This window comes from Pseudomonas sp. NCCP-436 (assembly GCF_019656335.1).
Classification (GTDB): Bacteria; Pseudomonadota; Gammaproteobacteria; order Pseudomonadales; family Pseudomonadaceae; genus Aquipseudomonas.
On record NZ_BPLZ01000004.1, the window covers coordinates 14163 to 35960 of the forward strand.

Annotated in this window: 22 protein-coding genes and 1 pseudogene; 11 read left to right on the plus strand and 12 right to left on the minus strand. The window is 58.4% G+C overall.

The window, feature by feature from the left end:
- Positions 1–26: 26 nt before the first annotated feature.
- Complete coding sequence (locus tag NCCP436_RS05900; RefSeq protein WP_220802954.1) at positions 27–1043, plus strand: DUF5924 family protein; 1017 nt, start codon at positions 27–29, stop codon at positions 1041–1043.
- Here NCCP436_RS05900 and NCCP436_RS05905 read toward each other — a convergent pair.
- Positions 1040–2044, minus strand: coding sequence for an AraC family transcriptional regulator (locus NCCP436_RS05905; protein WP_220802957.1), 1005 nt, complete (start codon positions 2042–2044; stop codon positions 1040–1042). The genes NCCP436_RS05900 and NCCP436_RS05905 overlap by 4 nt on opposite strands.
- 114 nt (positions 2045–2158) lie before the next feature.
- Between NCCP436_RS05905 and NCCP436_RS05910 the strand changes: the two genes are divergently transcribed.
- The 4 genes and pseudogenes from NCCP436_RS05910 (at position 2159) to NCCP436_RS17780 (ending at position 7037) form a co-directional block, all read left to right on the plus strand.
- A complete protein-coding gene (locus NCCP436_RS05910; protein WP_220802959.1) occupies positions 2159–3898 on the plus strand; it encodes an amidohydrolase family protein in 1740 nt (579 codons plus the stop codon).
- A 44-nt stretch (positions 3899–3942) separates the two neighbouring features.
- A complete protein-coding gene (locus NCCP436_RS05915) occupies positions 3943–4989 on the plus strand; it encodes an RNA methyltransferase (protein ID WP_220802961.1) in 1047 nt (348 codons plus the stop codon).
- 164 nt (positions 4990–5153) lie between these two features.
- A pseudogene (locus tag NCCP436_RS17775) lies at positions 5154–6179 on the plus strand (cache domain-containing protein); the annotation flags it as partial.
- A 30-nt stretch (positions 6180–6209) separates the two neighbouring features.
- Positions 6210–7037 (plus strand): methyl-accepting chemotaxis protein, encoded by an 828-nt coding sequence (locus tag NCCP436_RS17780; RefSeq protein ID WP_375709475.1) that lies wholly within the window; start codon positions 6210–6212, stop codon positions 7035–7037.
- Between the two features lie 67 nt (positions 7038–7104).
- Here NCCP436_RS17780 and NCCP436_RS05925 read toward each other — a convergent pair whose 3' ends face one another.
- From NCCP436_RS05925 to NCCP436_RS05940, 4 genes are all read right to left on the minus strand, one after another.
- Entirely contained in the window at positions 7105–8181 is a 1077-nt protein-coding gene (locus NCCP436_RS05925) for a polyamine ABC transporter substrate-binding protein (protein WP_220802963.1), read from the minus strand.
- Positions 8182–8268: 87 nt separating this feature from the next.
- Positions 8269–8613, minus strand: coding sequence for a cupin domain-containing protein (locus NCCP436_RS05930; RefSeq protein ID WP_220802965.1), 345 nt, complete (start codon positions 8611–8613; stop codon positions 8269–8271).
- A 12-nt stretch (positions 8614–8625) separates the two neighbouring features.
- Positions 8626–10044 carry an FAD-binding oxidoreductase gene (locus tag NCCP436_RS05935; RefSeq protein ID WP_220802967.1) on the minus strand — a complete coding sequence of 473 codons (1419 nt, stop codon included), beginning with the start codon at positions 10042–10044 and terminating at the stop codon, positions 8626–8628.
- A gap of 45 nt (positions 10045–10089) precedes the next feature.
- Positions 10090–10914 (minus strand): nuclear transport factor 2 family protein, encoded by an 825-nt coding sequence (locus NCCP436_RS05940; protein ID WP_220802969.1) that lies wholly within the window; start codon positions 10912–10914, stop codon positions 10090–10092.
- Between the two features lie 114 nt (positions 10915–11028).
- Here NCCP436_RS05940 and NCCP436_RS05945 point away from each other — a divergent pair, with 114 nt between their 5' ends.
- Positions 11029–11247 carry a DUF2970 domain-containing protein gene (locus NCCP436_RS05945; RefSeq protein WP_220802971.1) on the plus strand — a complete coding sequence of 73 codons (219 nt, stop codon included), beginning with the start codon at positions 11029–11031 and terminating at the stop codon, positions 11245–11247.
- Here NCCP436_RS05945 and NCCP436_RS05950 read toward each other — a convergent pair whose 3' ends face one another.
- A complete protein-coding gene (locus NCCP436_RS05950; protein ID WP_309295051.1) occupies positions 11248–12318 on the minus strand; it encodes an ABC transporter substrate-binding protein in 1071 nt (356 codons plus the stop codon).
- 443 nt (positions 12319–12761) lie between these two features.
- On the opposite strand from NCCP436_RS05950, the gene NCCP436_RS05955 reads away from it, so the two are divergent.
- Both NCCP436_RS05955 and NCCP436_RS05960 read left to right on the plus strand, forming a co-directional pair.
- The gene (locus NCCP436_RS05955) at positions 12762–14420 is read left to right on the plus strand and encodes a nitrite/sulfite reductase (RefSeq protein ID WP_220802973.1); all 1659 of its coding nucleotides are present in this window, start codon (positions 12762–12764) and stop codon (positions 14418–14420) included.
- Complete coding sequence (locus NCCP436_RS05960; RefSeq protein WP_220802975.1) at positions 14404–14901, plus strand: DUF934 domain-containing protein; 498 nt, start codon at positions 14404–14406, stop codon at positions 14899–14901. Before NCCP436_RS05955 ends, NCCP436_RS05960 begins: the two co-directional genes overlap by 17 nt.
- A gap of 96 nt (positions 14902–14997) precedes the next feature.
- On the opposite strand, the gene cysB is transcribed toward NCCP436_RS05960, so the two are convergent.
- The 5 genes from cysB to NCCP436_RS05985 all read right to left on the minus strand — a co-directional run bounded on the left by cysB (position 14998) and on the right by NCCP436_RS05985 (position 18996).
- Positions 14998–15972: an HTH-type transcriptional regulator CysB gene (cysB, locus tag NCCP436_RS05965; protein ID WP_220802976.1), complete on the minus strand. Its 975-nt coding sequence runs from the start codon at positions 15970–15972 to the stop codon at positions 14998–15000.
- A 183-nt stretch (positions 15973–16155) separates the two neighbouring features.
- Positions 16156–16656, minus strand: coding sequence for a universal stress protein (locus NCCP436_RS05970; protein ID WP_220802978.1), 501 nt, complete (start codon positions 16654–16656; stop codon positions 16156–16158).
- 153 nt (positions 16657–16809) lie between these two features.
- Complete coding sequence (locus tag NCCP436_RS05975; protein WP_220802980.1) at positions 16810–17715, minus strand: 5'-nucleotidase; 906 nt, start codon at positions 17713–17715, stop codon at positions 16810–16812.
- 1 nt (position 17716) lies between these two features.
- Complete coding sequence (locus NCCP436_RS05980) at positions 17717–18670, minus strand: putative 2-dehydropantoate 2-reductase (protein ID WP_220802982.1); 954 nt, start codon at positions 18668–18670, stop codon at positions 17717–17719.
- Positions 18670–18996: a thioredoxin family protein gene (locus NCCP436_RS05985; protein WP_220802984.1), complete on the minus strand. Its 327-nt coding sequence runs from the start codon at positions 18994–18996 to the stop codon at positions 18670–18672. Before NCCP436_RS05985 ends, NCCP436_RS05980 begins: the two co-directional genes overlap by 1 nt.
- 56 nt (positions 18997–19052) lie before the next feature.
- On the opposite strand from NCCP436_RS05985, the gene NCCP436_RS05990 reads away from it, so the two are divergent.
- Together NCCP436_RS05990 and NCCP436_RS05995 are read left to right on the plus strand one after the other, a co-directional pair.
- Complete coding sequence (locus tag NCCP436_RS05990; RefSeq protein ID WP_220802986.1) at positions 19053–19460, plus strand: PilZ domain-containing protein; 408 nt, start codon at positions 19053–19055, stop codon at positions 19458–19460.
- A 168-nt stretch (positions 19461–19628) separates the two neighbouring features.
- Positions 19629–20705, plus strand: coding sequence for a 3-deoxy-7-phosphoheptulonate synthase (locus NCCP436_RS05995; RefSeq protein WP_220803301.1), 1077 nt, complete (start codon positions 19629–19631; stop codon positions 20703–20705).
- A gap of 44 nt (positions 20706–20749) precedes the next feature.
- Here the strand turns inward: NCCP436_RS05995 and NCCP436_RS06000 are convergent, their stop codons facing one another.
- Positions 20750–21028 (minus strand): GNAT family N-acetyltransferase, encoded by a 279-nt coding sequence (locus NCCP436_RS06000; RefSeq protein WP_220802988.1) that lies wholly within the window; start codon positions 21026–21028, stop codon positions 20750–20752.
- 490 nt (positions 21029–21518) lie between these two features.
- Here NCCP436_RS06000 and oprI point away from each other — a divergent pair, with 490 nt between their 5' ends.
- Positions 21519–21770, plus strand: coding sequence for an outer membrane lipoprotei OprI (gene oprI, locus NCCP436_RS06005; protein ID WP_220802990.1), 252 nt, complete (start codon positions 21519–21521; stop codon positions 21768–21770).
- Positions 21771–21798 lie beyond the last annotated feature (28 nt).

Here is a 21798-nt window from a genome sequence, read left to right on the forward strand (position 1 = left end):
CGTCGTATCGCCGTCATTTGCTCCTTATGAAATCACTGCTCAATCATCTTCCCCGTTTGTTGGCGTTATTCCAGCGCTATCCCGGCCTGGTAGCGCTGTTCGGCTTCTGCTCGGGAGTGGCCAGCTTCCTGCTGGTGGATCGTCAGGCCCATCTGGCTAAGGTGCTGGGTGTGGTGCTGCTGGTCAGCTGGATCTGGCTGCTGCTGGAAAATCTGCTGCGCGAACGCATTGCCCGCCGCTTTGGCTTCGAGTTGCCTCTGCCGCTGCTGCGCTACGGCACCCAGATAATCCATCAAGAAAGCCTGTTTTTCGTTCTGCCGTTCTTCATCATCACCACTACCTGGAACAGCGGGCAGCTATTGTTCAGCGGCCTGTTGGCGCTGGCTGCGCTAGTCTCGATCATCGATCCGCTTTACTTTCGTTGGCTGGCTCCGCGCCGCTGGTTGCTGCTGATAATGCACAGCCTGGCACTGTTTGCCGTATTGCTCACTGCCCTGCCAATCATCTTTCATCTAAGCACACCTCAGAGCTATTACCTGGCCCTGGCCACTGCGACGCTGCTGGCACTACCAAGCCTGCCCGGACTGATCGGCGGAGCTGGCTGGCCTCGGATTCTGCTCTTGGCTGTACTGCCACTATTACTGGCCAGCGGCGGCTGGTTGGCACGGGTATGGGTTCCACCAGCAACCCTGTGGCTGACCGAAGTGGCCATTAGTGATCGCTTCGACGGTGCCCTCCGCACGCCCGGGCGCAGCCTGAAGCAGATTAGCAGCGACCAGTTGCGGGCCGACGGGCTCTACGCCTACACCGCCATCAATGCTCCGCGCGGACTGAACGAACGCATCTATCATGTGTGGCAGCACAACGCTCGCGAGGTCGATCGCATTGCACTGAACATTCACGGCGGCCGTGAACAGGGTTATCGCGCCTGGACACACAAGCGGCACTTTCCGCCCAAGCCAACAGGACAGTGGCAGGTGCGAGTGCTGACCGAGGCCGGACAGATGATCGGCGTACTGCGCTTCGAGGTGGTGGCGCCTTAGCGATGCGCTTGGCGCCAGGCCGAGGGGGACTGCCCGAAGTGATTGCGAAAGGCCCGGGAGAAGGCAGCCTGATCCGCATAGCCGAGCACGTCGGCGAGCAGCGTCAACGGCATATTGGAGGCCTGCACGTACCAGCCGGCGTGATCCATCTTTACCTGATGTACCAGTTGCCTGAAGCACAGCCCCTCTTCCAGCAGGCGCCGCTGTAATGTACGCGGGTGTAAGTCAAGCAGTTTGGCGATGTGTTCCAGAGAATGCTGACGCACGCCCAATGTCTGAGCGATCAGGCTGCGCACCTGTAGTTCCAGATTCTGCTGCAGGCTTTCCAGCAGACTCTTCAAGTAGCCGTCGAGCCGCTGCGTCTGCGCCTTGGCCATCGACAGTACCGGGCGCTGCAACACGCGGGCGTCATATATCAGACCGTCATGCTCCTGATCGAAGTAGACCTCACACCCCAGATACTGGCGATAACTGGCGCGCGCTGCCACAGGGCTGTGGCTGAAGGTCACCCGCAGCGGACGCAAATCCCCCCCGCCCATGGATTGCACCATCCGGGCGTAGGCGGCGATGGCCATTTCCCGGTAGTACTGCGCTCCCTCCAGGGCAAAAAAGTGCTCGATGCGCAGGATCTGCACTTGGCCATTGAGTGGCACCAGACGCCAGTGTTCTGCTTTGTTGTGTAGTGCCAGATAGCGCTGAGCTGCGGTGAAGGCTGACTGCAGATCCGTCTCGCGCACCAGCAGACGACCAAGCAGACCGAGCATCTCCAGATTCTGGTGGCTAGCCACGCGCAAGCCAAGATCTGCACAGTCAAGACAGCTTGCTGCTTCGGCCAACAGACGAATCAACTGCTCGATGCGAATCATCCGGTCGCCATCTGCCAGTGCCGTCGGATCCAGCCCAACTCTCTCCAGCAGCGCCGTCAGGTCACCACCCAGCCGGGCAATCTCCTCCGGCAAGCCAGTCAGTGCAGCACTGCGTACCTCGTAGCGAATGGACATGCAAGCTCCTCCGGCAGTTGGCAAGAAGGTGCCAACTCTGTCGTCTCATGACAAGTCGAAGAAACCACGGCCTACTACCCTGACAGCACAACAACAAGAGTCGAGGCTATTGCCATGTCCAGCTATGACCTGATCATCCAGGGCGGCCGCTATTTCGACGGCAGCGCTGCCCCCTCTGCCATCCGTAGTCTGGCGATCAAGGACGGACGCATCTCCTTGATCAGCGCCGAGCCACTGGATGCAGGCCTGGCCAAACGGGTAATCGACGCCCGGGGCAAGTGGATCACCCCGGGCTTCCTAGATACCCATACCCATTATGACGCCGAGCTGATGGTCGCCCCGGCGCTGTCCGAATCGGTGCGTCATGGTGTAACCACAGTGCTGGTGGGAAGTTGCTCATTGAGCATGGTCTGCAGCGAGGCCGAGGACGCTTCGGACATCTTCACCCGGGTGGAGACCGTACCGCGCGAGAAGGTGCTGCCAATTCTGCGCGAGCGCAAGAGCTGGAGCACTCCTCGACAATGGCGCGAGTTCGTCGAACGGCAGCCGCTCGGTCCCAATCTGATCAGTTTCCTCGGCCATAGCGACCTGCGCGTCTCCGTCATGGGCCTGCATCGCGCCACGGATCGCCAGGTAGTCCCCAGCGAGGCAGAAATGCGGCGCATGGAAAAGCTCCTTACCGAGGCGCTGGACTGCGGCTTCCTCGGGCTTTCTACCATGTGCCTGAAGTGGGACAAGATTGATGGCGACCGTGAGTGGTCGAAGAGTCTGCCCAGCACTTACGCCCGCTGGAGAGAAGTGAAACGCCTCAACCGTCTGTTGCGCCAGCGCGGCCGTGTACACCAGGGCGCACCGAATGCTGCCAACCCGTTGCAGATCACTCGGTATCTGGGACAGGCCATCGGCCTGTTGCGCAAACCGCTGAAAACCACCCTGATCTCCCTGCTCGACCTCAAGGGCAACCGTAGCCTGGCGCTCCTCGCCCGCCTCTCCGGCTGGCTGACCAACCGTCTCGGTGGCGACTTCCGCTGGCAATTGTTGCCGACGCCATTTGCTATCTATGCCGATGGCATGGACGTGGTGCTGTTCGAGGAGTTCGGCGCCGGCGAGATGGCACTGGATCTCAAGGATCAAATCGAGCGCAACAAACTGCTGCAGGACAAGAAGTATCGACGCACCTTCCGCAGGTTTTACTCGGACAAGCTGTCGCCACGGGTCTGGCAACGCGATTTTGGCGATGCAGTGATCCTAGGCTGCCCGGACACCTCACTGATAGGCCGCAATTTTGCCGAGGTGGCGCGCGAACGCGGCCTGCATGTGGTCGATCTGTTTCTCGACATGGTGGTGCAGTACGGCCGCCAACTGCGCTGGTTCACCGTAATCGGCAATCACCGCAAGGAAAAGCTGCGGCGTATGGTGCAAAGCCCGAACACGCTGATCACCTTCTCCGACGCCGGTGCACATATTCGCAACATGGCTTTCTACAACCTGCCACTGCGCTTTCTCAAGCTGGTCAAGGAAAGCCATGACGAGGGCCAGCCGGTGATGAGCCTGGAACGTGCCGTGCACCGCCTTACCGGCGAGCAGGCCGACTGGCTCGGCATCGAGGCTGGCTATATTCGTCCGGGCGACCGTGCCGACCTGGTGGTGCTCGATCCAAACGGACTGCAGCAGGATCTGGAGCGAGAAAACTGGGACGAGATGCAGGGCTTCGGCATCCAGCGCATGGTCTGCCGAAACCCTGGTTGTGTCAGTCATGTACTGGTAAATGGCCGTCTGGCGGTGGATGACGAGCAGATCGTTCCCGAACTGGGTCACGAGCGCGGCTTCGGGCAGTTCCTGCCGGCCCGCTGATCCGCCTACGCAAGAGCGCACGGCGGTGGTAGCATGCGCGCCCCATGCAGCTCGCAGAACTGAATCAGCGCCTCGCCGACCTCGGCGCCAAACCCCGGCACATTGGGCGGATAACCCGTGCCTGGCTGCTGGGCAAGCCACTGGATACCGGCACCCGCCATCAGAAGACCGAAAACTTCCTGCCGTTATCCGTCCGTCAGGCCCTGCCGACCCTTGCCGGGGAGTTGGACGGTCTGGCGCGCCTGCGCTCCGAACATCCGGGCGCCGACGGCTCGGCCCGTCTGCTGGTGGAGCTGGCCGACAAGCAGATGGTCGAAAGCGTGCTGCTGCCACGCGACGGCCTGTGCATCTCCAGCCAGGTCGGCTGTGCGGTGGGCTGCGTATTCTGCATGACCGGCAAGAGCGGTCTTTTGCGCCAACTCAGCAGTGCCGAAATGGTTGCCCAGGTAGTTCTGGCCAGACGCCTGCGTCCGGTCAAAAAAGTGGTGTTCATGGGCATGGGCGAGCCGGCACACAACCTCGACAACGTGTTGGAGGCCATTGACCTGTTGGGCACTGAAGGTGGTATCGGTCACCGCAATCTGGTGTTTTCCACCGTAGGCGATCCACGTGTTTTCGAGCGCCTGCCGCAGCAGCAGGTGCGCCCTGCCCTGGCGCTGTCGCTGCATACCACCGATGCCGAGCTGCGCCGGCAGTTGCTGCCCAAGGCGCCGCGTATCGACCCTGAGGAGCTGGTAGAACTGGGCGAGGCCTACGCCCGGGCCATTGATTACCCCATCCAGTACCAGTGGACGCTGCTGCGCGGCATCAACGACAGCCAACAGGAGATGGATAACCTGCTGCGCCTGCTCAAGGGCAAGTTCGCCGTACTCAATCTGATCCCCTACAACAGTCTGCAAGACGATGAGTTCCAGCGTCCGGACGGTGACCGTATCGTGCAGATGGTGCGCTATCTGCACAGCCGCGGCGTATTGACCAAAGTGCGCAACTCAGCCGGGCAGGATGTCGATGGTGGCTGCGGCCAACTGCGTGCCCGCGCTGCCGGACTGGTCGTACAGCGGCGCTCATCGCCGCTGGCGGATCGCACCTGAGACGCCCCGAATATCAAAACGGGCTCAAGAAGCCTTGCGCCGGCCCGATACAGTAGACAGGGACACCCTCAATCAAGGCACAATGCCATCATTCTAATGGCATGCTATACAACAATAACTGCAGGGATGCAGAGCCCGTCGTACTGATGCGTCAGGAGCATTCAATGAAAATTGCCCATAAGGTTGGCATCGCTGCTGCCACCGTGCTGTTTCTTACCACCAGTCTGTTGTCGCTGTCCCAGGTCGGACAGGTACGCGACACCCTGCGCACGCAGGCCGAGTCGAGCATTACTGCCTCAAGCAACGCACTGGCCAGACAGATTGAAAACTGGCTAAACGCCAAACTGCGTTTGATGGATATGATGTCCCAGGCCATCGACAGCAACTACAGCCCGGAAGAGAACCAGCGCATCTTCGATCTGCCGCTGCTAAAGAACGAGTTCATTCTGGTATTCGGAGCACTGGAAAGTGATGGCAAACCAATCAAGAACTCCGAACACTGGAAGCCCAGCCCGGACTGGGACGGGCGCAAGCGCCCCTGGTACAACCTGGGCAAGGAAAATCGTCAGGCCATGCTGACCGAACCCTATGTGGACTCCACTACGGGCGAGATCCTCATCTCGGCGGTAGCCCGGATCAGCGATAGCGGCCGCTTCCTCGGCGTATTCGGCGGCGACATCCGCCTGCAGTCGGTGGCCGATGCCGTTAACACCCTGGATTTCAATGGCGCCGGTTACGCGTTTCTGCTCAGTCGATCCGGCAACATCATTTCCCACCCCGACGCCAGCTATAACGGTAAGCCGATCAGCGAGCTGTTCGCCGGCAAAACTCCGACACTGCAGCAGCAGCTGCAGGAAGCGAGCAACGGCACTCAGGATTTGCTGATTTCCTTTACGCCATTGCCAAATCTGCACGGCATGGACTGGTATATCGGTGTAGTTCTGGACGAAGACCTGCTGATGGCAGAGGCTGACCGGCTGACTTGGCTGGCGGTGATCGGCACCATCATTGGCGTAATCATCAGTCTGCTGGTGCTTGGTGTGCTGATGGGACGTCTGCTACGCCCGCTGTCCCAGCTCAGTGACTCACTGCACGAAATCAACAACGGTGAAGGCGATCTGACCCGCCGTCTGGCCATTACCAGCCAAGACGAAATCGGCGAGCTGTCCGGCGAGTTCAACCGTTTCCTCGAGACGCTGCAGAAGCTGATCGGCGATGTCATGGGAAGTTCACAGCAAGTGCGTGCAAGTACCGCTCTGACCTCCAATGAATCGGAGCAGGCCGCTCGCCGCCTGCAAGAACAGCTGCAAGAGCTGGATCAGTTGGCTACTGCCATGCAGGAAATGGCCTCTACAGCCGAAGAGGTGGCACGCAATGCTCAGGCCGCAGCCCAGGCTGCGGTAGCCGCCAACGAAGAGACCGAAAACGGCGTGCGCGTAGTATCTCAGTCCAGTGCAGCAATCCGTCATCTGGCCGATGAAATGGATGAAACCAGCCATGCCATCAATGAGCTCTCCAAGCTCAGCCACAATATCGAGTCGATTCTTCAGGTAATCACCAGCATTGCCGAGCAGACCAACCTGCTGGCACTTAACGCGGCTATCGAAGCAGCCCGAGCGGGTGAATCCGGCCGAGGTTTCGCCGTGGTGGCCGATGAGGTGCGCTCGCTGGCCTCGCGCACGCAACAGGCCACCCAGGAGATCCGTCAGATGATTGATCAGCTGCAAGGTGGCGTGCAGCAGGTAGAAAACCGGATGCAGCAGAGCCGTGATGCTGCCAGTCGCACTGCCGAAGAAGCTGGAGCTGCCAATGACATGCTCGGACGGATCCGCGATGCCATCACCCGCATCAACGATATGAACCTGCAGATTGCAACCGCTGCCGAGGAGCAGAGCGCTACCACCGAGGAGATTAACCGTAATACCACCAATATTCGCGACATTAGCCACGAGTTGGCCGGTGGCGCCGAGCAGCAGGTGCGTCAATGCTCGGTAATGGTGGATCAGGTAGGTCAACAGGATCGCTTGCTGGGCCGCTTCAAGGTCTGATCGACTTGCAAATCGTGAAAACGAGAGAGCCCCGCTTTGTGCGGGGCTCTCTCGTTCCAGCTATGGATCAACGACCACTCTTGACTCGGGTCCAAAGGCGGGTACGGATACGGTCGATATCCTTGGGCATGGCTTCCAGAGCGTACAGCTTGCTCATGACTTCCTGTGGCGAATAGACCGTCGGATCGTTCAGCAGCGCAGGTTCGACATAGGCATCGGCCGCCGTATTGGCATTGGGATACTGCACAAAGTTGGTGATAGCACCGATCACCTCGGGCTTGAGCAGGTAATTGATGAAGGCGTAGGCGGCGTCCTCATTGGGGCTGTCGGCGGGAATCGCGATCATGTCGAACCACACCGGGGTGCCCTCCTTGGGTATTACATACTCGATTTGCATGCCGTTGCCAGCTTCCTTGGCGCGATTGGCGGCCTGCATGATGTCGCCGGAAAAACCGACAGCCAGGCAGATTTCACCGTTAGCCAGATCCGCTACATACTTCGAGGAATGGAAATAACGGACACTCTTGCGCATCTCCAGCAATAGCGCCTCGGCCTTGCTGTAGTCGTCCTTGTTCAGACTGTGATGCGGCAGTCCCAGATAATGCAGCGCCATAGGGATCAGTTCGGGGCCGTTGTCCAGGATGGCCACACCACAATCGGCCAGCTTGCTCAGATGTTCGGGATTGAACAATACCTCCCAGGAGTCCACTACATAGTCGTCGCCGAGTGCAGCACGAACCTTGTCGACGTTGTAGCCGATACCCCCGGTACCCCAGAGATAGGGAATGCCGTAGACGTTGCCCGGATCATTGGCTTCCAGAACCTTGAGCAGTTGCGGATTGAGGTTCTCGTAGCCCTCCAGGCGGCTGCGGTCGAGCGGCTTGAATGCGCCGCCCTTGATCTGCCGGGCCATAAAGTGGTTGGACGGGAACACCACATCATAACCACTACGGCCGGCCATTAGCTTGGCATCGAGCGTTTCGTTGCTGTCGAATACATCGTAATGCACGCTCAGGCCGCTATCACGCTCGAAGTTCTTGACGGTGTCAGGCGCAACATAGTCGGTCCAGTTGTACACGCGTACATCAGCGGCCTGCGCGCTTGCGGCGGCCATCAGACTCAGGGCAAAGACTTTCTTAAACATTGAGACCTCGGTTCTTTTTGTTAGGCAGGTACAAGGCAAGCAAAGTGGATAGGCAGCCCGCGATCAGAAGGTGCCTGGCCGGTGCTTCTACTTGAAGATCAGCACGTAGCTCTTACGTACGGTCTCGTGGATATCCCAGATACCAGTGGTATTGGCCGGCATCATCAGTGCGTCGCCAGCGTTGATTTCCATAGGCTCGCCACCGTCCGGAGTGAAGGTGCAGCGCCCGCTGATGAAATGGCAGAACTCCTGCTGTACGATCTGCCGCCGCCAGCGCCCCGGAGTGCACTCCCAGATGCCTGTCTCGACCTGATCATCACGCTTCACGCTGGTGGTAGAGGCCACGGCTACAGGCTCGCCGAGCGGAACGGCTACGGGATTGGACTCGTCAAGGACGATGTGCTGTGTGTCACGAAAGTGGGTGATATTCATAGCTACTCCAGGTCAACCAACCTTCCATGTCATCAGTGCTTCCATGCGTTCGGCCAAGGTTTGTGCCAGACGCCGGCGCCATACCGGGCTGTTCGGATTGGCCAGCACCCGATCCTCATGAACGAAGCTGCGGATGATGGCGTTGTACCCCAGCCAGCGGCAGGGCTCCGGCTCCCAGCGGCGAAGGCTGGAAATCGGGCTGTCAGTAATGACCCAGGGATGCTGCAGCAACTCGCTGTCGCGCCCCAGGATCAGATCGGCCAGGGTGCGCCCGGCCAGATTGGTCGCACCGACGCCTTCGCCACCATAGCCACCGGCCATGGCAATGCGGCTACGGCAATCGCGCAGCATGTGGGGTTGGAAACGTCGAGCCATACCCAGGTTGCCGCCCCAGGCATGGGTAAGGCGAACGTCACGCAATTGCGGAAACAGCTCACCGAGCAGATAGCGGCGCAACTCGCGCTCGTCCTGAGTCAGATTGAAATCGCTGCGCAGCCGGCCGCCAAAGCGATAGCCTCCACGTGCGCCAAAGACCAGGCGGTCGTCCAGAGTACGCTGCCCATAGGTCACCTGTCGGCTGAACTCGCTGAAGGCCTGGCCGCGTTCCAGACCGATTCCGGCCCATACCTCGGCTGGTAGCGGCTCGCTGGCGACGATCAGGCTTTGCACCGGCAGCACGTGATCGTTCAGTGGTGGCAGCGTGGGAGAATATCCCTCCACGGCGGGTACGACCCAGTCGGTGCGAACCCGGGCAGCAGCCGTGTGCAACAGACCAGGCTGCCAATCGATGACTGGGCTGCGCTCGAAAATCTGCACCCCCATGGCTTCCACACAGCGGGCCAGGCCGCGCACCAGGCGGGCCGGCTGAATGGTGGCGCAGTGCGGGCTGTAAACCGCGCCATAGGCATTGTCCAGCCGCAGCTGCTGCATCAACTGGTTCGGCTCCAGCCAGCGATAGTCTTCTTCGCCCAGTCCCAGCCCACGCAGCTCGGCCAGATATTCGCGCAGCCGTACGTCCTGCTCCGGATAACGTGCGGCACAGTACAGCACACCGCCCTTGCGCAGGTCGCAGTCGATACCTTCGGCGGCAGTCACCCGTGCCACTTCGTCTGGAATAGCATGCAACAAGTCAAAGGAAGCTCGGCGCACGGACGGTGGTAGGCCGGCGAGTAAACGATCTTCGCCGAGCAGGTTGCCCATCAGCCAGCCACCGTTGCGCCCCGAAGCTCCGAAGCCGGCGGTTTCGGCTTCGATAACCACCACGTGCAGGCCAGGGGCCTGGCGTTTGAGGTAATAGGCTGTCCACAGTCCGGTGAAGCCGGCACCGATGATCGCCACATCGGCGTCCAGGTCGTTTTGCAGTGACGAACGGGCCTGCAGCGGATCCTCAAGCTGATCCATCCATAAACTGACATTGCGCCAGGAAGTCATCCTCGCCTCCATCGGTATTCAATGGCGCAAGGCTATTAGCGAGGCTCAATGGCTGTCTTGTGCGCGTGCCCGCGAGGAAATTTGCTTGAGATAGGCCTTGGGCGACAGGCCGGTATGGCGGCGAAAACAGTTGTAAAACGCCGACAGAGAGTTGAACCCGGCAGCAAAAGCCAGCTCATCAACCCGTTTGAGATCGCTGCCGGCCTGCAGTTCATCAAGCAGATACTGCAGACGAGCACGGTTGACATAGCGGTAGAAACTTTCGCCCAGAACCTGGTTGAGCAGATGGGAAATCTGGTTGCGGCTATAGCCGGTGGCTGTGGCCACCTGCTGCAGGTTCAGCTCGGCATCGAGAAAAGGCTTGCTGTTCTGGAAGTATTCCTGGAGATCGCGTGCCATCTGCTGCAACTGGCGCGGAGACAGACCAAGACGGCTGATCGCCGAACGTCCAGTGAAACCTCCTTCTCGGCCACAGACTTCGCGCACCAGAGTGGCGTACTCGTTGATTCTCCAGATCAGCCCGTCACGAACAGTAATCGCTTCGCCCGTACGGAAGGTTACCAGCCCCTCGCCGCCCAGCAGGCTTATACGAAACTGGATGAAGGCGGTATGACCATCGATGCGGATACGATCCACATGCTCAAGCAATTCGCCCGGGCGCTGCGGCAAGTTGTTCTCAACATACTCGCGCAAATCATCGAGGCGCATGCAGCGCTGCTGGTAGAAGTCGTTGTACTCGATGTCCGGGTGATACAGCGCCATCACCGCTTCCAGGTCGCGGCGCTTCCAGCTTTCGTGGTAACGCAGAATGGTTTCGCGCGTGCGCTCGGTCTGCGCCGCATCGTCGGCAAAGAGGTCGTCGGCAGACATAGTCGTTCGCTAACAAAAGGTAATGATGTCTCGCTTCACGGCATAAGGCATCCAGCGGCCTATTCCTTCAGCGCCTAGACTATAAAGAGATGCGTGCCGATCAGAGGATATGCCATGAATCGAGACGAAGATCAAAAACCGCTGAGTTTTCTGGAGATGCTGCAAAGCGTGCTGGCTGCAGCGCTTGGTGTGCAAAGCGGGAAAAACCGCAGCCGCGATTTCAGTCGCGGCAAGCCTGCACACTTCATCCTGCTCGGCGTAGGCTTCACCAGCTTGTTCGTCCTGCTATTGCTGGGCCTGGTCAAACTGATTCTGCACTTGGCAGCAAGTTGATCATTCCAACAGAGCATCAATGGAGCAGGCGTAGCGCTGCGCGCCCGGATTATGCACCATGCTGAAACGAGTAAAGTCAAGATTCAGTCGGGGCTGCCGCAGGCGTCGAGCCAGACGTGCAGCCTGCTGCGCATCAATCAGCCGTAACAGTTCGGCCGTTTGATCCTTACCGCCGCGCTCTGCGAAGTCCATACCGTGGGCATGGTCGTGAAGCATGGCCAGAGCGCAGCTACCCAGCAGGAAGTGGCCGCTGGCAAGAACCTCAATGCGGCCGTCGGCGCGGGCCTTGAGTACACGCTGAGAGTTATTCAGGGCAGTGTAATGCAGTGAGCGCCCCTGTTCATGCGCCGCTTGCATAACACCAAAAGCCATTTCGTCGTTGGCCGACCAGACAAGGCTAACCTCGGGATAGCGGTGCAACAACCGGCTCGCCTGCTCGTAGGCACGCTGCTGCTTCCATTCACCATACAAAGCCTGGACCAACCGCACGTGCGGCGCTTCATCGAGAGCCCGCTGTAGCCCTTCCAGGCGAAGGGTTGCTGAAGGAGTCTGTTTGATACCGGTAAAGGCGAGCATTTGAGCAGGCTGGCCCTGAGCCAGTTCGACCAGCGCACGGCCCATCTGGTAACCAGCCTGCTCATCATTGGGTACCAGGCTGCCGATCCAGTCGGCATAGCGCTCCCGACTTCTGCCGACAATCTCCAGTTGCTCCTGGTTCAGGGTATTGTGCAGGGCGAACAGTTTGATTCCACTATCGGCATACAGGCGCAGGATTTCCGGAGCGCTAAACTGCTCATTGGTGAAAATCAGGTAGTCGGGGCGCTCAGTCTCCCCCAGCACCTGCCGAGCATGATTCATCAGTCTTGCGGTGTCTCGCTCGCCATGAAGTACCCGAAACTTGATGCCAAGATCCTCGGCCGCTTCGTGCATATAGCGTGTGTAATCGACCCAGAAGCGTTCGTGACTGAAGCCGGGGTTCAAAAAAACAACGGAAATCGGGCGTTCCAGCGCTGCCAGAACCGGGGACATCATCCCCAGGATGGCCAACAGCCCCACCATACACTTGATCACCGGCACTGCCTCCCTACTCGAAAGGGCAGTATACGGTGATCTGCAGGCGGAAGCCGCCCCCGTTGTGTCTTTCGGTACAGTTAGCGCCCGCTGACCCAAAATACCGCCGTGCTGACTGCAATTAGAATCAGGAACAGGATCGCCCAGGCATCGACGACGCTGTCGCGGTTACCAGCATCTCCGTGATCGTTCATGCTTTTCCTCCGCTCTGTTCATTTCATTCAAGGAAACCGGCATCGTACCTAAGGCAGTAAAGACCAGCCTGATGCTGTCCTCAAGCCGAGTCAGTTGAAAGCGGCAGGCTTATTACCAAATGAACAAGCCATATATTCAAACTTCACTTTTACGCATAAAGCCGAACTGGTATGGTGCGCACGCTTCGTAGCCTGACGAGGCGCGCGGTCGTGCGCGCGGATTAGCAGTAGCCTGATAACAGGATTCTTATGTACGTATATGACCAGTACGATCAGAAGATCGTCGAGGATCGCGTCAAGCAATTCCGCGATCAAACCCGTCGCTATCTCGCCGGAGAGCTGAGCGGCGAGGAGTTCCGCCCTCTGCGCCTGCAAAATGGCCTCTACATTCAGCGGTACGCCCCGATGCTGCGAGTCGCAGTGCCCTACGGACTGCTGTCTTCAGCCCAGGTACGTATGCTGGCGAAGATCGCGCGCGACTACGACAAGGGCTATGCGCACATCAGCACTCGACAGAACGTTCAGTTCAACTGGCCGGATCTGGAGGACGTGCCGGAGATTCTCGCCGAGCTGGCGAGCGTACAGATGCATGCCATCCAGACCAGCGGCAACTGCATCCGCAACACCACCACGGATCAGTTTGCCGGTGTGGCCCGCGACGAACTGATCGATCCGCGCCCGTGGTGCGAGCTGATCCGTCAGTGGTCGACTTTCCATCCGGAATTCAGCCACCTGCCGCGCAAGTTCAAGATCGCTGTCAATGGAGCCGTCCATGACCGCGCGGCCATTGAGGTTCACGACATCGGCCTGGAGGCAGTGAAGAATGCTGCTGGTGAACTGGGCTTCCGCGTTTCTGTAGGCGGTGGCCTCGGTCGAACTCCGATCGTCGGTAGCTTCATCAACGAATTCCTGCCCTGGCGTCATCTGTTGAGCTATCTCGACGCCATCCTGCGCGTATACAACCGCTACGGTCGTCGCGACAACAAGTACAAGGCACGTATCAAAATCCTGGTCAAGGCGCTGACGCCCGAAGTCTTCGCCGAGCGGGTTGAAGCCGAGTGGGCCCACCTCAAGGATGGACCAAATACGCTGACCGAAGCCGAGATCTCGCGCGTTGCAGCCCACTTCACGGATCCGGACTACCTGAGCCTGCAAGACGAAGATGCCCTACTCACCGAGCTTGATGCCGAGCACCCGGGCTTCGCCCGCTGGCGTCAGCGCAATACTTTCGCCCACAAGCAGCCCGGCTACGTGGCGGTGACCCTGTCACTGAAAACCACCGGCGTGGCTCCCGGCGATGTCAGTGACAAGCAACTCGACGCTATTGCCGATCTGGCCGACCGCTACAGCTTCGGCGAAGTACGCAACAGCCATAATCAGAACATGATCCTGGCCGACGTCGAGCAGCGTCAGCTGTTTACCCTGTGGAACGAGCTGCGCGAGTTAGGCCTGGCCACACCAAATATCGGCCTTTTGACTGACATGATCTGCTGTCCGGGCGGCGACTTCTGTTCGCTCGCCAACGCCAAGTCGATTCCGGTGGCTGAGGCAATCCAGCGCCGCTTCGATGATCTCGACTATCTGTTTGACATTGGCGAAATCGACCTGAATATCTCGGGTTGCATGAACGCTTGCGGTCATCACCATGTCGGCCATATCGGTATTCTCGGCGTCGACAAGAAGGGCCAGGAGTTCTATCAGGTATCACTGGGCGGCAGCGCCGGACGCGATGCTGCTCTGGCACAGATCCTCGGGCCATCCTTTGCCCAGGATGACATGCCCGACGTAATCGAGAAAATCATCAAGGTTTACGTGGAACGCCGCAGTGAAGAGGAAAGCTTCCTCGACACCTACCGCCGTATCGGTATCGACCCGTTCAAGGAGCGCGTCTATGCAGCGAATCATTAAGAACGGCCAGGTCGTCGACGAGACCTGGCAACTGTTGTCTCGGGATGTAACGTTAAACGACATCCCCAATTGCGGGGACCTCATCGTGCCATTACCATTATGGCGTGAACATGCTCACGCGCTTCAGGCCCGTGATGGCGGCCTGGGCGTGTGGCTTGCTGCCGGAGAGGAAGTCGAGGAAATTGTCGATGACCTCGAGCACTTCCAGGTTGTGGCTCTGGAGTTCCCCAGCTTTACCGATGGGCGGCACTCCTCCAGCGCTTACCTGCTGCGCACCCGCTATGGCTACAAGGGCGAGTTGCGTGCCATTGGCGACATCTTGCGCGACCAGCTGTTTGCCCTGCGCCGAGTCGGTTTTGATGCCTTCGCTCTGCGAGCAGACAAGGATCCCTACGATGCCCTGAAAGCCTTCGAGGACTACAGTGAGGTGTACCAGGCGTCGGCGGATCAGCCTGTTCCCCTGTTCCGTCGTCGCGGCTGATTGCTGCGACGGCTTTGATTTGAGCCTGTTGCAGGCTCAATGAGAAAAGCCCTGCTCTTTCGAGCAGGGCTTTTCTGTGTTAGCTGCGCCCTAATCTCAGTGCATGGGTAGCTCAACCTCACTGAACAGCTCTTCCAGCTCAGACTTGTTCGAACACTGAACGGCCCTGGCCAACATCTCACGATTGAGATGCGGAGCAAAGCGCTCGATAAAATCGCACATAAAGCCACGCAGAAAAGTACCGCGACGGAAGCCGATCTTGGTAATGCTGGGCTCGAAAAGCTCGTCGGCATCGAGCACTACCAGATCTGCGTCGAGCTTCTCATCGACAGCCATCTTGGCCACGATGCCTACGCCCAGGTTCAGTCGCACATAGGTCTTGATTACGTCCGCATCAGCCGCAGTGAACACAACCTTGGGAATCAGGCCGCGCTGGCTGAAGGCCTCGTCGAGCTTGGAGCGCCCGGTGAAGCCGAAGACGTATGTCACGATGGGGTGCTCAGCCAGCGCTTCCAGCGTCAGTTTCGGCAGTTTGCTCAGCGGATGCCCCTGCGGTACTACCACGCAGCGGTTCCAGCGGTAGCACGGCATCATGATCAAATCGTTAAACAGCTCCAGGCCCTCGGTGGCGATAGCAAAGTCGACACTGCCGTCGGCAGCCATCTCGGCAATCTGCGTTGGGGTGCCCTGATGCATGTGCAGTGCCACATCCGGATACTGACGGATAAAGGCACTGATCACCGGCGGCAGTGCATAACGCGCCTGGGTATGGGTGGTAGCGATGGAAAGGGTTCCCTTCTTCTCGTTAGAGAATTCCTGAGCAATTTGCTTGATGTTCTCAACCTTGCGCAGAATTTCCCCGGCTGTGCTGATGATCCGCTCGCCAGCTGGCGTGACGCGCGTCAGGTGCTTGCCACTACGGGCAAAAACCTCCACACCCAACTCATCCTCGAGCAAGCGGATTTGCTTACTGATACCCGGCTGGGAGGTGTAGAGGCTCTGAGCAGTAGCCGATACGTTGAGATCGTGATGCGCAACCTCCCAGATGTAGCGCAGTTGCTGAAGCTTCATAGATTTCCCTCAAAGCAGTAATAAGCCGTCGAAACTGTTGGCCCAGGGACACTCTTCCTTGTCAACTGCCATACGCTGCCATGGGGGCTGACGAGGCCGCTGGGAGCCGGACCATACGATGGGCTTATATAACCATAAATCTGGTTATTTAGGACAATCTAGATCATTTATATATTTTCTAACCTAAACTCCATTGTGGATGCGATGCTGCGGCATTGGCACCAGATAAACCGGCACTTCGCACAGCTGGATCAAGCGCGCCGCCGTACGCCCCAGTGGAACAACCAGCTCGGCCCCATGACTATGACTGCCGATAACCAGCAGATCCACACCCAGCTTCTGCACCTGCTCCAGGATCACCACAGGCGGATCACCTTGCAGTACATGTACCGCTCGAATCAACCAGGGATCCTGCTGAACCTCACTCAGCTCGTCCTGAAAACCTTCCAGCACCCGCTGCTCAATGCTGGCCATTACCGTATCTAGACCTCCCCGGCGTAGATCATTCATGGTGCCTTCGTCCAGATAGGTCTGCAGCACGGAGTCAGCAAACAGCCCCATCGGCTCCACCGCATGCACTACGTACAAGTCGGCCTTGAAACTACGGCTCAACGTCAGCGCATGCTGCAGCACATAGGAGGTATATAGCCCCAGATCGGTGGCATAGAGTATGGAGCGGATCACCGCGGCCTCCTGACTGCTTCAGGCCCCTCTTTGAGCTTAGCAGGACGCTGGATAAAGCAAGTTGGAAGGCATTATTTAGGACGAATGGCTATAAAGCTGCAGAAGGTGGACTGCCTTCCGGTTCGTAAAGGATTGCCGGCCTCCAACAGCATCTCAAGGCGATGGTTCGTTACTTATTCCGTGCGGTACGTGACCTGTGGCCACAACCTGGCGGGCCCTTTCGCAATGTCCACTCTGATCGTCAAAGAAAACATCGGCGGCAAAAGCCTCAAGGATTGCCGACTTATCCAGTCCGCCAAGGAAGAAGGACTCATCCAGGCGTATGTTCCATTCGCGCAGGGTGCGGATTACCCGTTCGTGAGCGGGAGCCGAGCGAGCGGTAACCAGCGCGGTACGGATCGGGCAGTCGTCCTCCGGAAACTCCTGCTGGAGACTGTGAAGGGCAGACAGGAATGGTTTGAACGGCCCTCCTGGCAGTACCTGTCTCGCCGCTTTGCGCTCATGATGCTGAAAGGCATGCAGGCCACCGCTCTGATAGACGCGTTCAGAATCATCGGAAAACAGCACCGCATCGCCGTCAAAGGCGATACGCAGCTCGTTACTACTGGCCCGCCGACTGCCGCCGGATAGCAGCGTGGCAGCGCCGAAACCGGCCTTCAGTGCGTTACGTACATCGTCGGCGTGGGTGGAAAGAAATAGATGGCAGCCAAAGGCCGCCAGATAGGGATCGGGACTGCGCCCGCCGACAAAGGCAGCTCGCGAGATACCGAGGCCATAATGCTGGATGGAGTTGAAGGCTCGCAGGCCAGTGTCAGCACTGTTGCGCGAGACCAGAATCACTTCGACGCGCTGCTCATTCAACCGACTATTGAGGCCCAACAGCTTCTCTACCAGCAAGAAGGCATCTCCCGGCATCAGGACCTCGTCCTCATGCTCAATCTGGTAACGCCGGTAGGCTTCCACACCTTCGCTCTCGTAGACTGCGTGACTCTCACTCAGATCGAATAGCGCTCTCGAGGAAATCGCCAGCACCAGCTTGTTTCCCAACTTCTCGCTCATGCTAGACCCCTTGGCGAGCCTGAATGAAACACAGCGCCTGGTATAGAACACGTACCTTCGGCATGTCGCAACCAGCTGCGTCAGCCGCAGCTAGCGGCTCGGCATAGATGGCCTGCAACTCAGCCACGCGTCCCTGGGCGAAGTCGTGATACATGCTGGGCAGATAGTCAGGCATCCGATCAGTCGCCGACAACAGCTTTTCCGCATAGTGTGCGGGCATTCCGTAGCCCAGAGTGCGACCGGTTTGCACCACCTCCAGCATAATGTCGTAGATCAGCGAGCGGCTGACGGGATTGCCCATCAGTTGACGGGTATTGGCATCAAGCAGCACGGAAAGACCGTTATAGGGAATATTCCATACCAGCTTCTGCCAGCGCGCCTGATTCAGATCCGCCATGGCAGCGGAATCCAGACCTGCTGCCCGGAACAGACCGGCCCCCTCCTCCGTGATCCCCAGACGCTGTGGTTGGTCTGCCGGGCCTGAGTGGTAGGCCAGATTTATAGCTCCCAAGGCCTGATGCTCAATCACTCCAGGAGCACTACGGTGCACACAGATGTAGCAAAGCCCACCCAGCAGGTGCAGGTTGTCCGGTAATAGAGATCGTAGTGCATCCTCTACTGCCAGGCCGTTTTGCATTAGCACCACCTTTGCGTCTGGCGCTGCTACTTGGGCAATCAGCGGCGCCAACTCGGCATTGGCGGTGGTTTTCGCTCCGACCAGTAGCCAGTCACAGGGCGGCATATCCTCCGCCTGCCGGTAGAGTTGAACAGGCTGCAGATGCAGCGTCCCGTATACAGAGCTGTTCAGCTGAAGTCCCCGCTCGAGCACAGCCGGATACTCGCTGCGCGATAGAAAATGCACGTCATAACCGGCACGGGCCAACAGCAATCCATAGAAACCGCCAATGGCACCAGTACCGATTATGCCGATACGCAGCCTTGAAACGTCAGACATCAGGGAAGCTCCTCAGCCGGGCGGGTCAAAGCCTCACCAATGGCAGTAGCAAGATCATCAGAAAGTAATCGACATTGCACGGGCCCCATGAAAAAACCGTCACGCACCAGGAACAGCGCGGGCAAATAAAAGACTTCGTAGCAGCTTACCAGTCCTGCGTTGCGCTCTGCGTCAATCCAGCACAGCCGTATCACCGGCAACACGATTGACGGCAGTATCTTCCGGGCTAACCGACAACTGTCACATTCCTCGCTGGTAAAAACCACAAGCGAGACGCCAGGCAGCTCGAGCAACTGATGGTCAGCATCCAGATCCGTGAGCTCCATTTGCGGGACTATACTGAATCCACAATATCAAATTGCCTCTATCGAGATCGCGACCCATGCGTAAATTCTTGCGTCATCCAAGCGACATGCCGGTGGAGCTGGTCGTACGGAAGCAGTCCCTCATCTCTGGGCAACGTCTGCACAATATCAGCCTCGGAGGGGGCGCATGCAACTCACCACGCCGTTTTCGTCGCGGTACAGCCGTGGAATTGCGAGTACCACTACTAGGCGATCAGGCTCGCTGTCCTGGTGTAATCGCCTGGTGTAAAAGCCAGAATGGCGGCTACCGTGTCGGCATCGCCTTCATCGACGAGGACAGCCTGTTTCGCGCTCGCATGATCGAACAGATCTGCCAGATCCAGCGCTACCATGATCAGTTAGAGCGGGAGTCCGGAGAAAGTCATAGCATCGAGCAATGCGCCCGACAGTGGATCGCAACGAACGCCGCCGACTACCCACACTGATACGTTGATAATCCTCAGTAGTAGTTGCCTTGAACTTAACGCCCATTGTCGTCAGGCCCGCTACGCGCTAAGGTTCGGCTCCCCCTGCACAAACTAGCTGTGCACCGCCACAGGGGATGCTGGCGGCCGGCACCCGTGACCTGACGACCTGACCCGATGAATAGCACGATAGCTGATTTACCGATCGACGACCTCAACGTCGCCTCCAATGAAACCCTGATCACTCCCGATGAACTGAAACGCGAAATCCCCCTGACTGATGCAGCTCTGAAGACTGTTGCCCATGGCCGTCAGGTGATTCGCGATATCCTCGACGGCAAGGATCACCGGCTGTTCGTGGTGGTTGGCCCCTGCTCCATTCACGATATCAAGGCAGCACACGAATACGCCAAGCGCCTTAAGGTACTGGCTGCCGAGCTTGCTGACAGCCTGTTCCTGGTCATGCGGGTGTACTTCGAGAAGCCACGAACCACGGTCGGCTGGAAAGGTCTGATCAACGACCCCTATCTGGACGACTCGTTCAAGATTCAGGACGGTCTGCATATCGGCCGCACCCTGCTGCGTGACTTGGCCGAACAGGGGCTGCCCACCGCTACCGAAGCGCTCGACCCGATTTCCCCGCAATACCTGCAGGATCTGATCAGTTGGTCCGCCATTGGCGCGCGCACCACTGAATCCCAGACTCACCGCGAGATGGCCTCAGGTCTTTCGTCAGCCGTGGGCTTCAAGAACGGCACCGACGGCGGCCTGACCGTGGCGATCAACGCACTGCAGTCGGTTTCCAGCCCGCACCGCTTCCTCGGTATCAACCAGCAGGGTGGCGTCTCCATCGTTACCACCAAGGGCAATGCCTATGGCCACGTGGTACTGCGCGGCGGCAACGGCAAGCCCAACTACGACTCGGTCAGCGTCGCCATCTGCGAACAGGAACTGGCCAAAGCTGGCATCCGCCCCAACATCATGGTCGACTGCAGTCACGCCAACTCCAACAAGGATCCGTCCCTACAACCTCTGGTGATGGAGAATGTCGCCAACCAGATCGTCGAAGGCAACCAGTCCATCGTTGGACTGATGGTAGAAAGTCACCTCGGCTGGGGCAATCAGCCGATTCCGAAGAATCTCTCCGATCTCAAATACGGCGTATCCATTACCGATGCCTGTATCGACTGGGAAACCACCGAGAAGAGCCTGCGCAGCATGCGCGACAAGCTTAAGGACGTACTCCCGGGCCGCAAGCGCGTCTGAGAGAGAAGCGGCGGCAGAGCTACCTGCCGCCGTGCTTTAGCGATTCAGCCAGCTTCCTGGCGCTGACGCCGCTCCATATAGCGCTCCACATAGGAGCAGGACGGAATCACCGTGTAGCCGTGTGTTTCGGCATAACGCAAGGCATGCTCGGTCAGAGCTGCAGCAATGCCACGCCCACGCAGAGAGTTCGGCACAAAAGTGCGATAGATATCCAGCGTCTGCTTGCCCAGATCCATGTAGGCCAGATAGGCACGATCTCCACCTACAGTCGTCACGAACTGGTGATTCGTCTGGTCATGGCTGATGGACAACGCTTCGCTCATCATCACTCCTCTTGCCGCGATCGCCGTCGCGACGCGTTCGTATTATTTGGCGGCCCTTATCAAACACGCAAGCGCTGGTCGCCTGTGGTCTATTACTGCAAGCTTAACAGGCGAGCAAGCGCTCAGGCATGAACAATTGCTACAACCACACCAAGAACGTTCGAAAATCGGCCCATCTAGCTGCCTCGTTTCACAAGGCCTTAAAAGGCTAAGCGAGCATCCCGAGAGTTTAGCCGGTGACAAAAGATGTCCAGCTAAGAGCCGCTACGCGTCTTTTCAAGTCCACCCAAGCCTTCGTTCCAGAGAAGCCGGATCTTTTTGCGGTTTTCTTGGCGACATTTCCTTAAGTAGACCGGCGACAATAAAAAAAACGCCACTCTTGCTTCGCCTCCGTTTACTTACTAAAAGTAATAGGTAGTATGTACGCCGGCCAATTTCCCGCAGTTGGGGAATTGCTTTTTATGGAAAACTCCACCGCAAGGGGAACACGATGAACAACGTTCTGAAATTCTCTGCTCTGGCTCTGGCTGCCGTTCTGGCAACTGGTTGCAGCAGCATCTCCAAAGAAACCGAAGCTCGTCTGACTGCCACCGAAGACGCCGCTGCCCGTGCTCAGGCTCGTGCCGACGAAGCCTATCGCAAGGCTGACGAAGCTCTGTCTGCTGCTCAGAAGGCTCAGCAGACCGCTGACGAAGCCAACGAGCGCGCCCTGCGCATGCTGGAAAAAGCTAGCCGCAAGTAATTGCGATCTGGCTTTCAAAAAGCCGATC

Coding starts and splice junctions, on each gene's coding strand:
- NCCP436_RS05905 (WP_220802957.1), bottom strand. CDS start 2,044: ATGTCCATTCGCTACGAGGTACGCAGTGCTGCACTGACTGGCTTGCCG.
- oprI (WP_220802990.1), top strand. CDS start 21,519: ATGAACAACGTTCTGAAATTCTCTGCTCTGGCTCTGGCTGCCGTTCTG.
- NCCP436_RS05975 (WP_220802980.1), bottom strand. CDS start 17,715: ATGAGCGAGAAGTTGGGAAACAAGCTGGTGCTGGCGATTTCCTCGAGA.
- NCCP436_RS05985 (WP_220802984.1), bottom strand. CDS start 18,996: ATGGAGCTCACGGATCTGGATGCTGACCATCAGTTGCTCGAGCTGCCT.
- NCCP436_RS05960 (WP_220802975.1), top strand. CDS start 14,404: ATGCAGCGAATCATTAAGAACGGCCAGGTCGTCGACGAGACCTGGCAA.
- NCCP436_RS05910 (WP_220802959.1), top strand. CDS start 2,159: ATGTCCAGCTATGACCTGATCATCCAGGGCGGCCGCTATTTCGACGGC.
- NCCP436_RS05990 (WP_220802986.1), top strand. CDS start 19,053: ATGCGTAAATTCTTGCGTCATCCAAGCGACATGCCGGTGGAGCTGGTC.
- NCCP436_RS05925 (WP_220802963.1), bottom strand. CDS start 8,181: ATGTTTAAGAAAGTCTTTGCCCTGAGTCTGATGGCCGCCGCAAGCGCG.
- NCCP436_RS05955 (WP_220802973.1), top strand. CDS start 12,762: ATGTACGTATATGACCAGTACGATCAGAAGATCGTCGAGGATCGCGTC.
- NCCP436_RS05935 (WP_220802967.1), bottom strand. CDS start 10,044: ATGACTTCCTGGCGCAATGTCAGTTTATGGATGGATCAGCTTGAGGAT.
- NCCP436_RS05930 (WP_220802965.1), bottom strand. CDS start 8,613: ATGAATATCACCCACTTTCGTGACACACAGCACATCGTCCTTGACGAG.
- NCCP436_RS05900 (WP_220802954.1), top strand. CDS start 27: ATGAAATCACTGCTCAATCATCTTCCCCGTTTGTTGGCGTTATTCCAG.
- NCCP436_RS06000 (WP_220802988.1), bottom strand. CDS start 21,028: ATGAGCGAAGCGTTGTCCATCAGCCATGACCAGACGAATCACCAGTTC.
- NCCP436_RS05945 (WP_220802971.1), top strand. CDS start 11,029: ATGAATCGAGACGAAGATCAAAAACCGCTGAGTTTTCTGGAGATGCTG.
- NCCP436_RS05915 (WP_220802961.1), top strand. CDS start 3,943: ATGCAGCTCGCAGAACTGAATCAGCGCCTCGCCGACCTCGGCGCCAAA.
- NCCP436_RS05940 (WP_220802969.1), bottom strand. CDS start 10,914: ATGTCTGCCGACGACCTCTTTGCCGACGATGCGGCGCAGACCGAGCGC.
- cysB (WP_220802976.1), bottom strand. CDS start 15,972: ATGAAGCTTCAGCAACTGCGCTACATCTGGGAGGTTGCGCATCACGAT.
- NCCP436_RS17780 (WP_375709475.1), top strand. CDS start 6,210: ATGGGAAGTTCACAGCAAGTGCGTGCAAGTACCGCTCTGACCTCCAAT.
- NCCP436_RS05980 (WP_220802982.1), bottom strand. CDS start 18,670: ATGTCTGACGTTTCAAGGCTGCGTATCGGCATAATCGGTACTGGTGCC.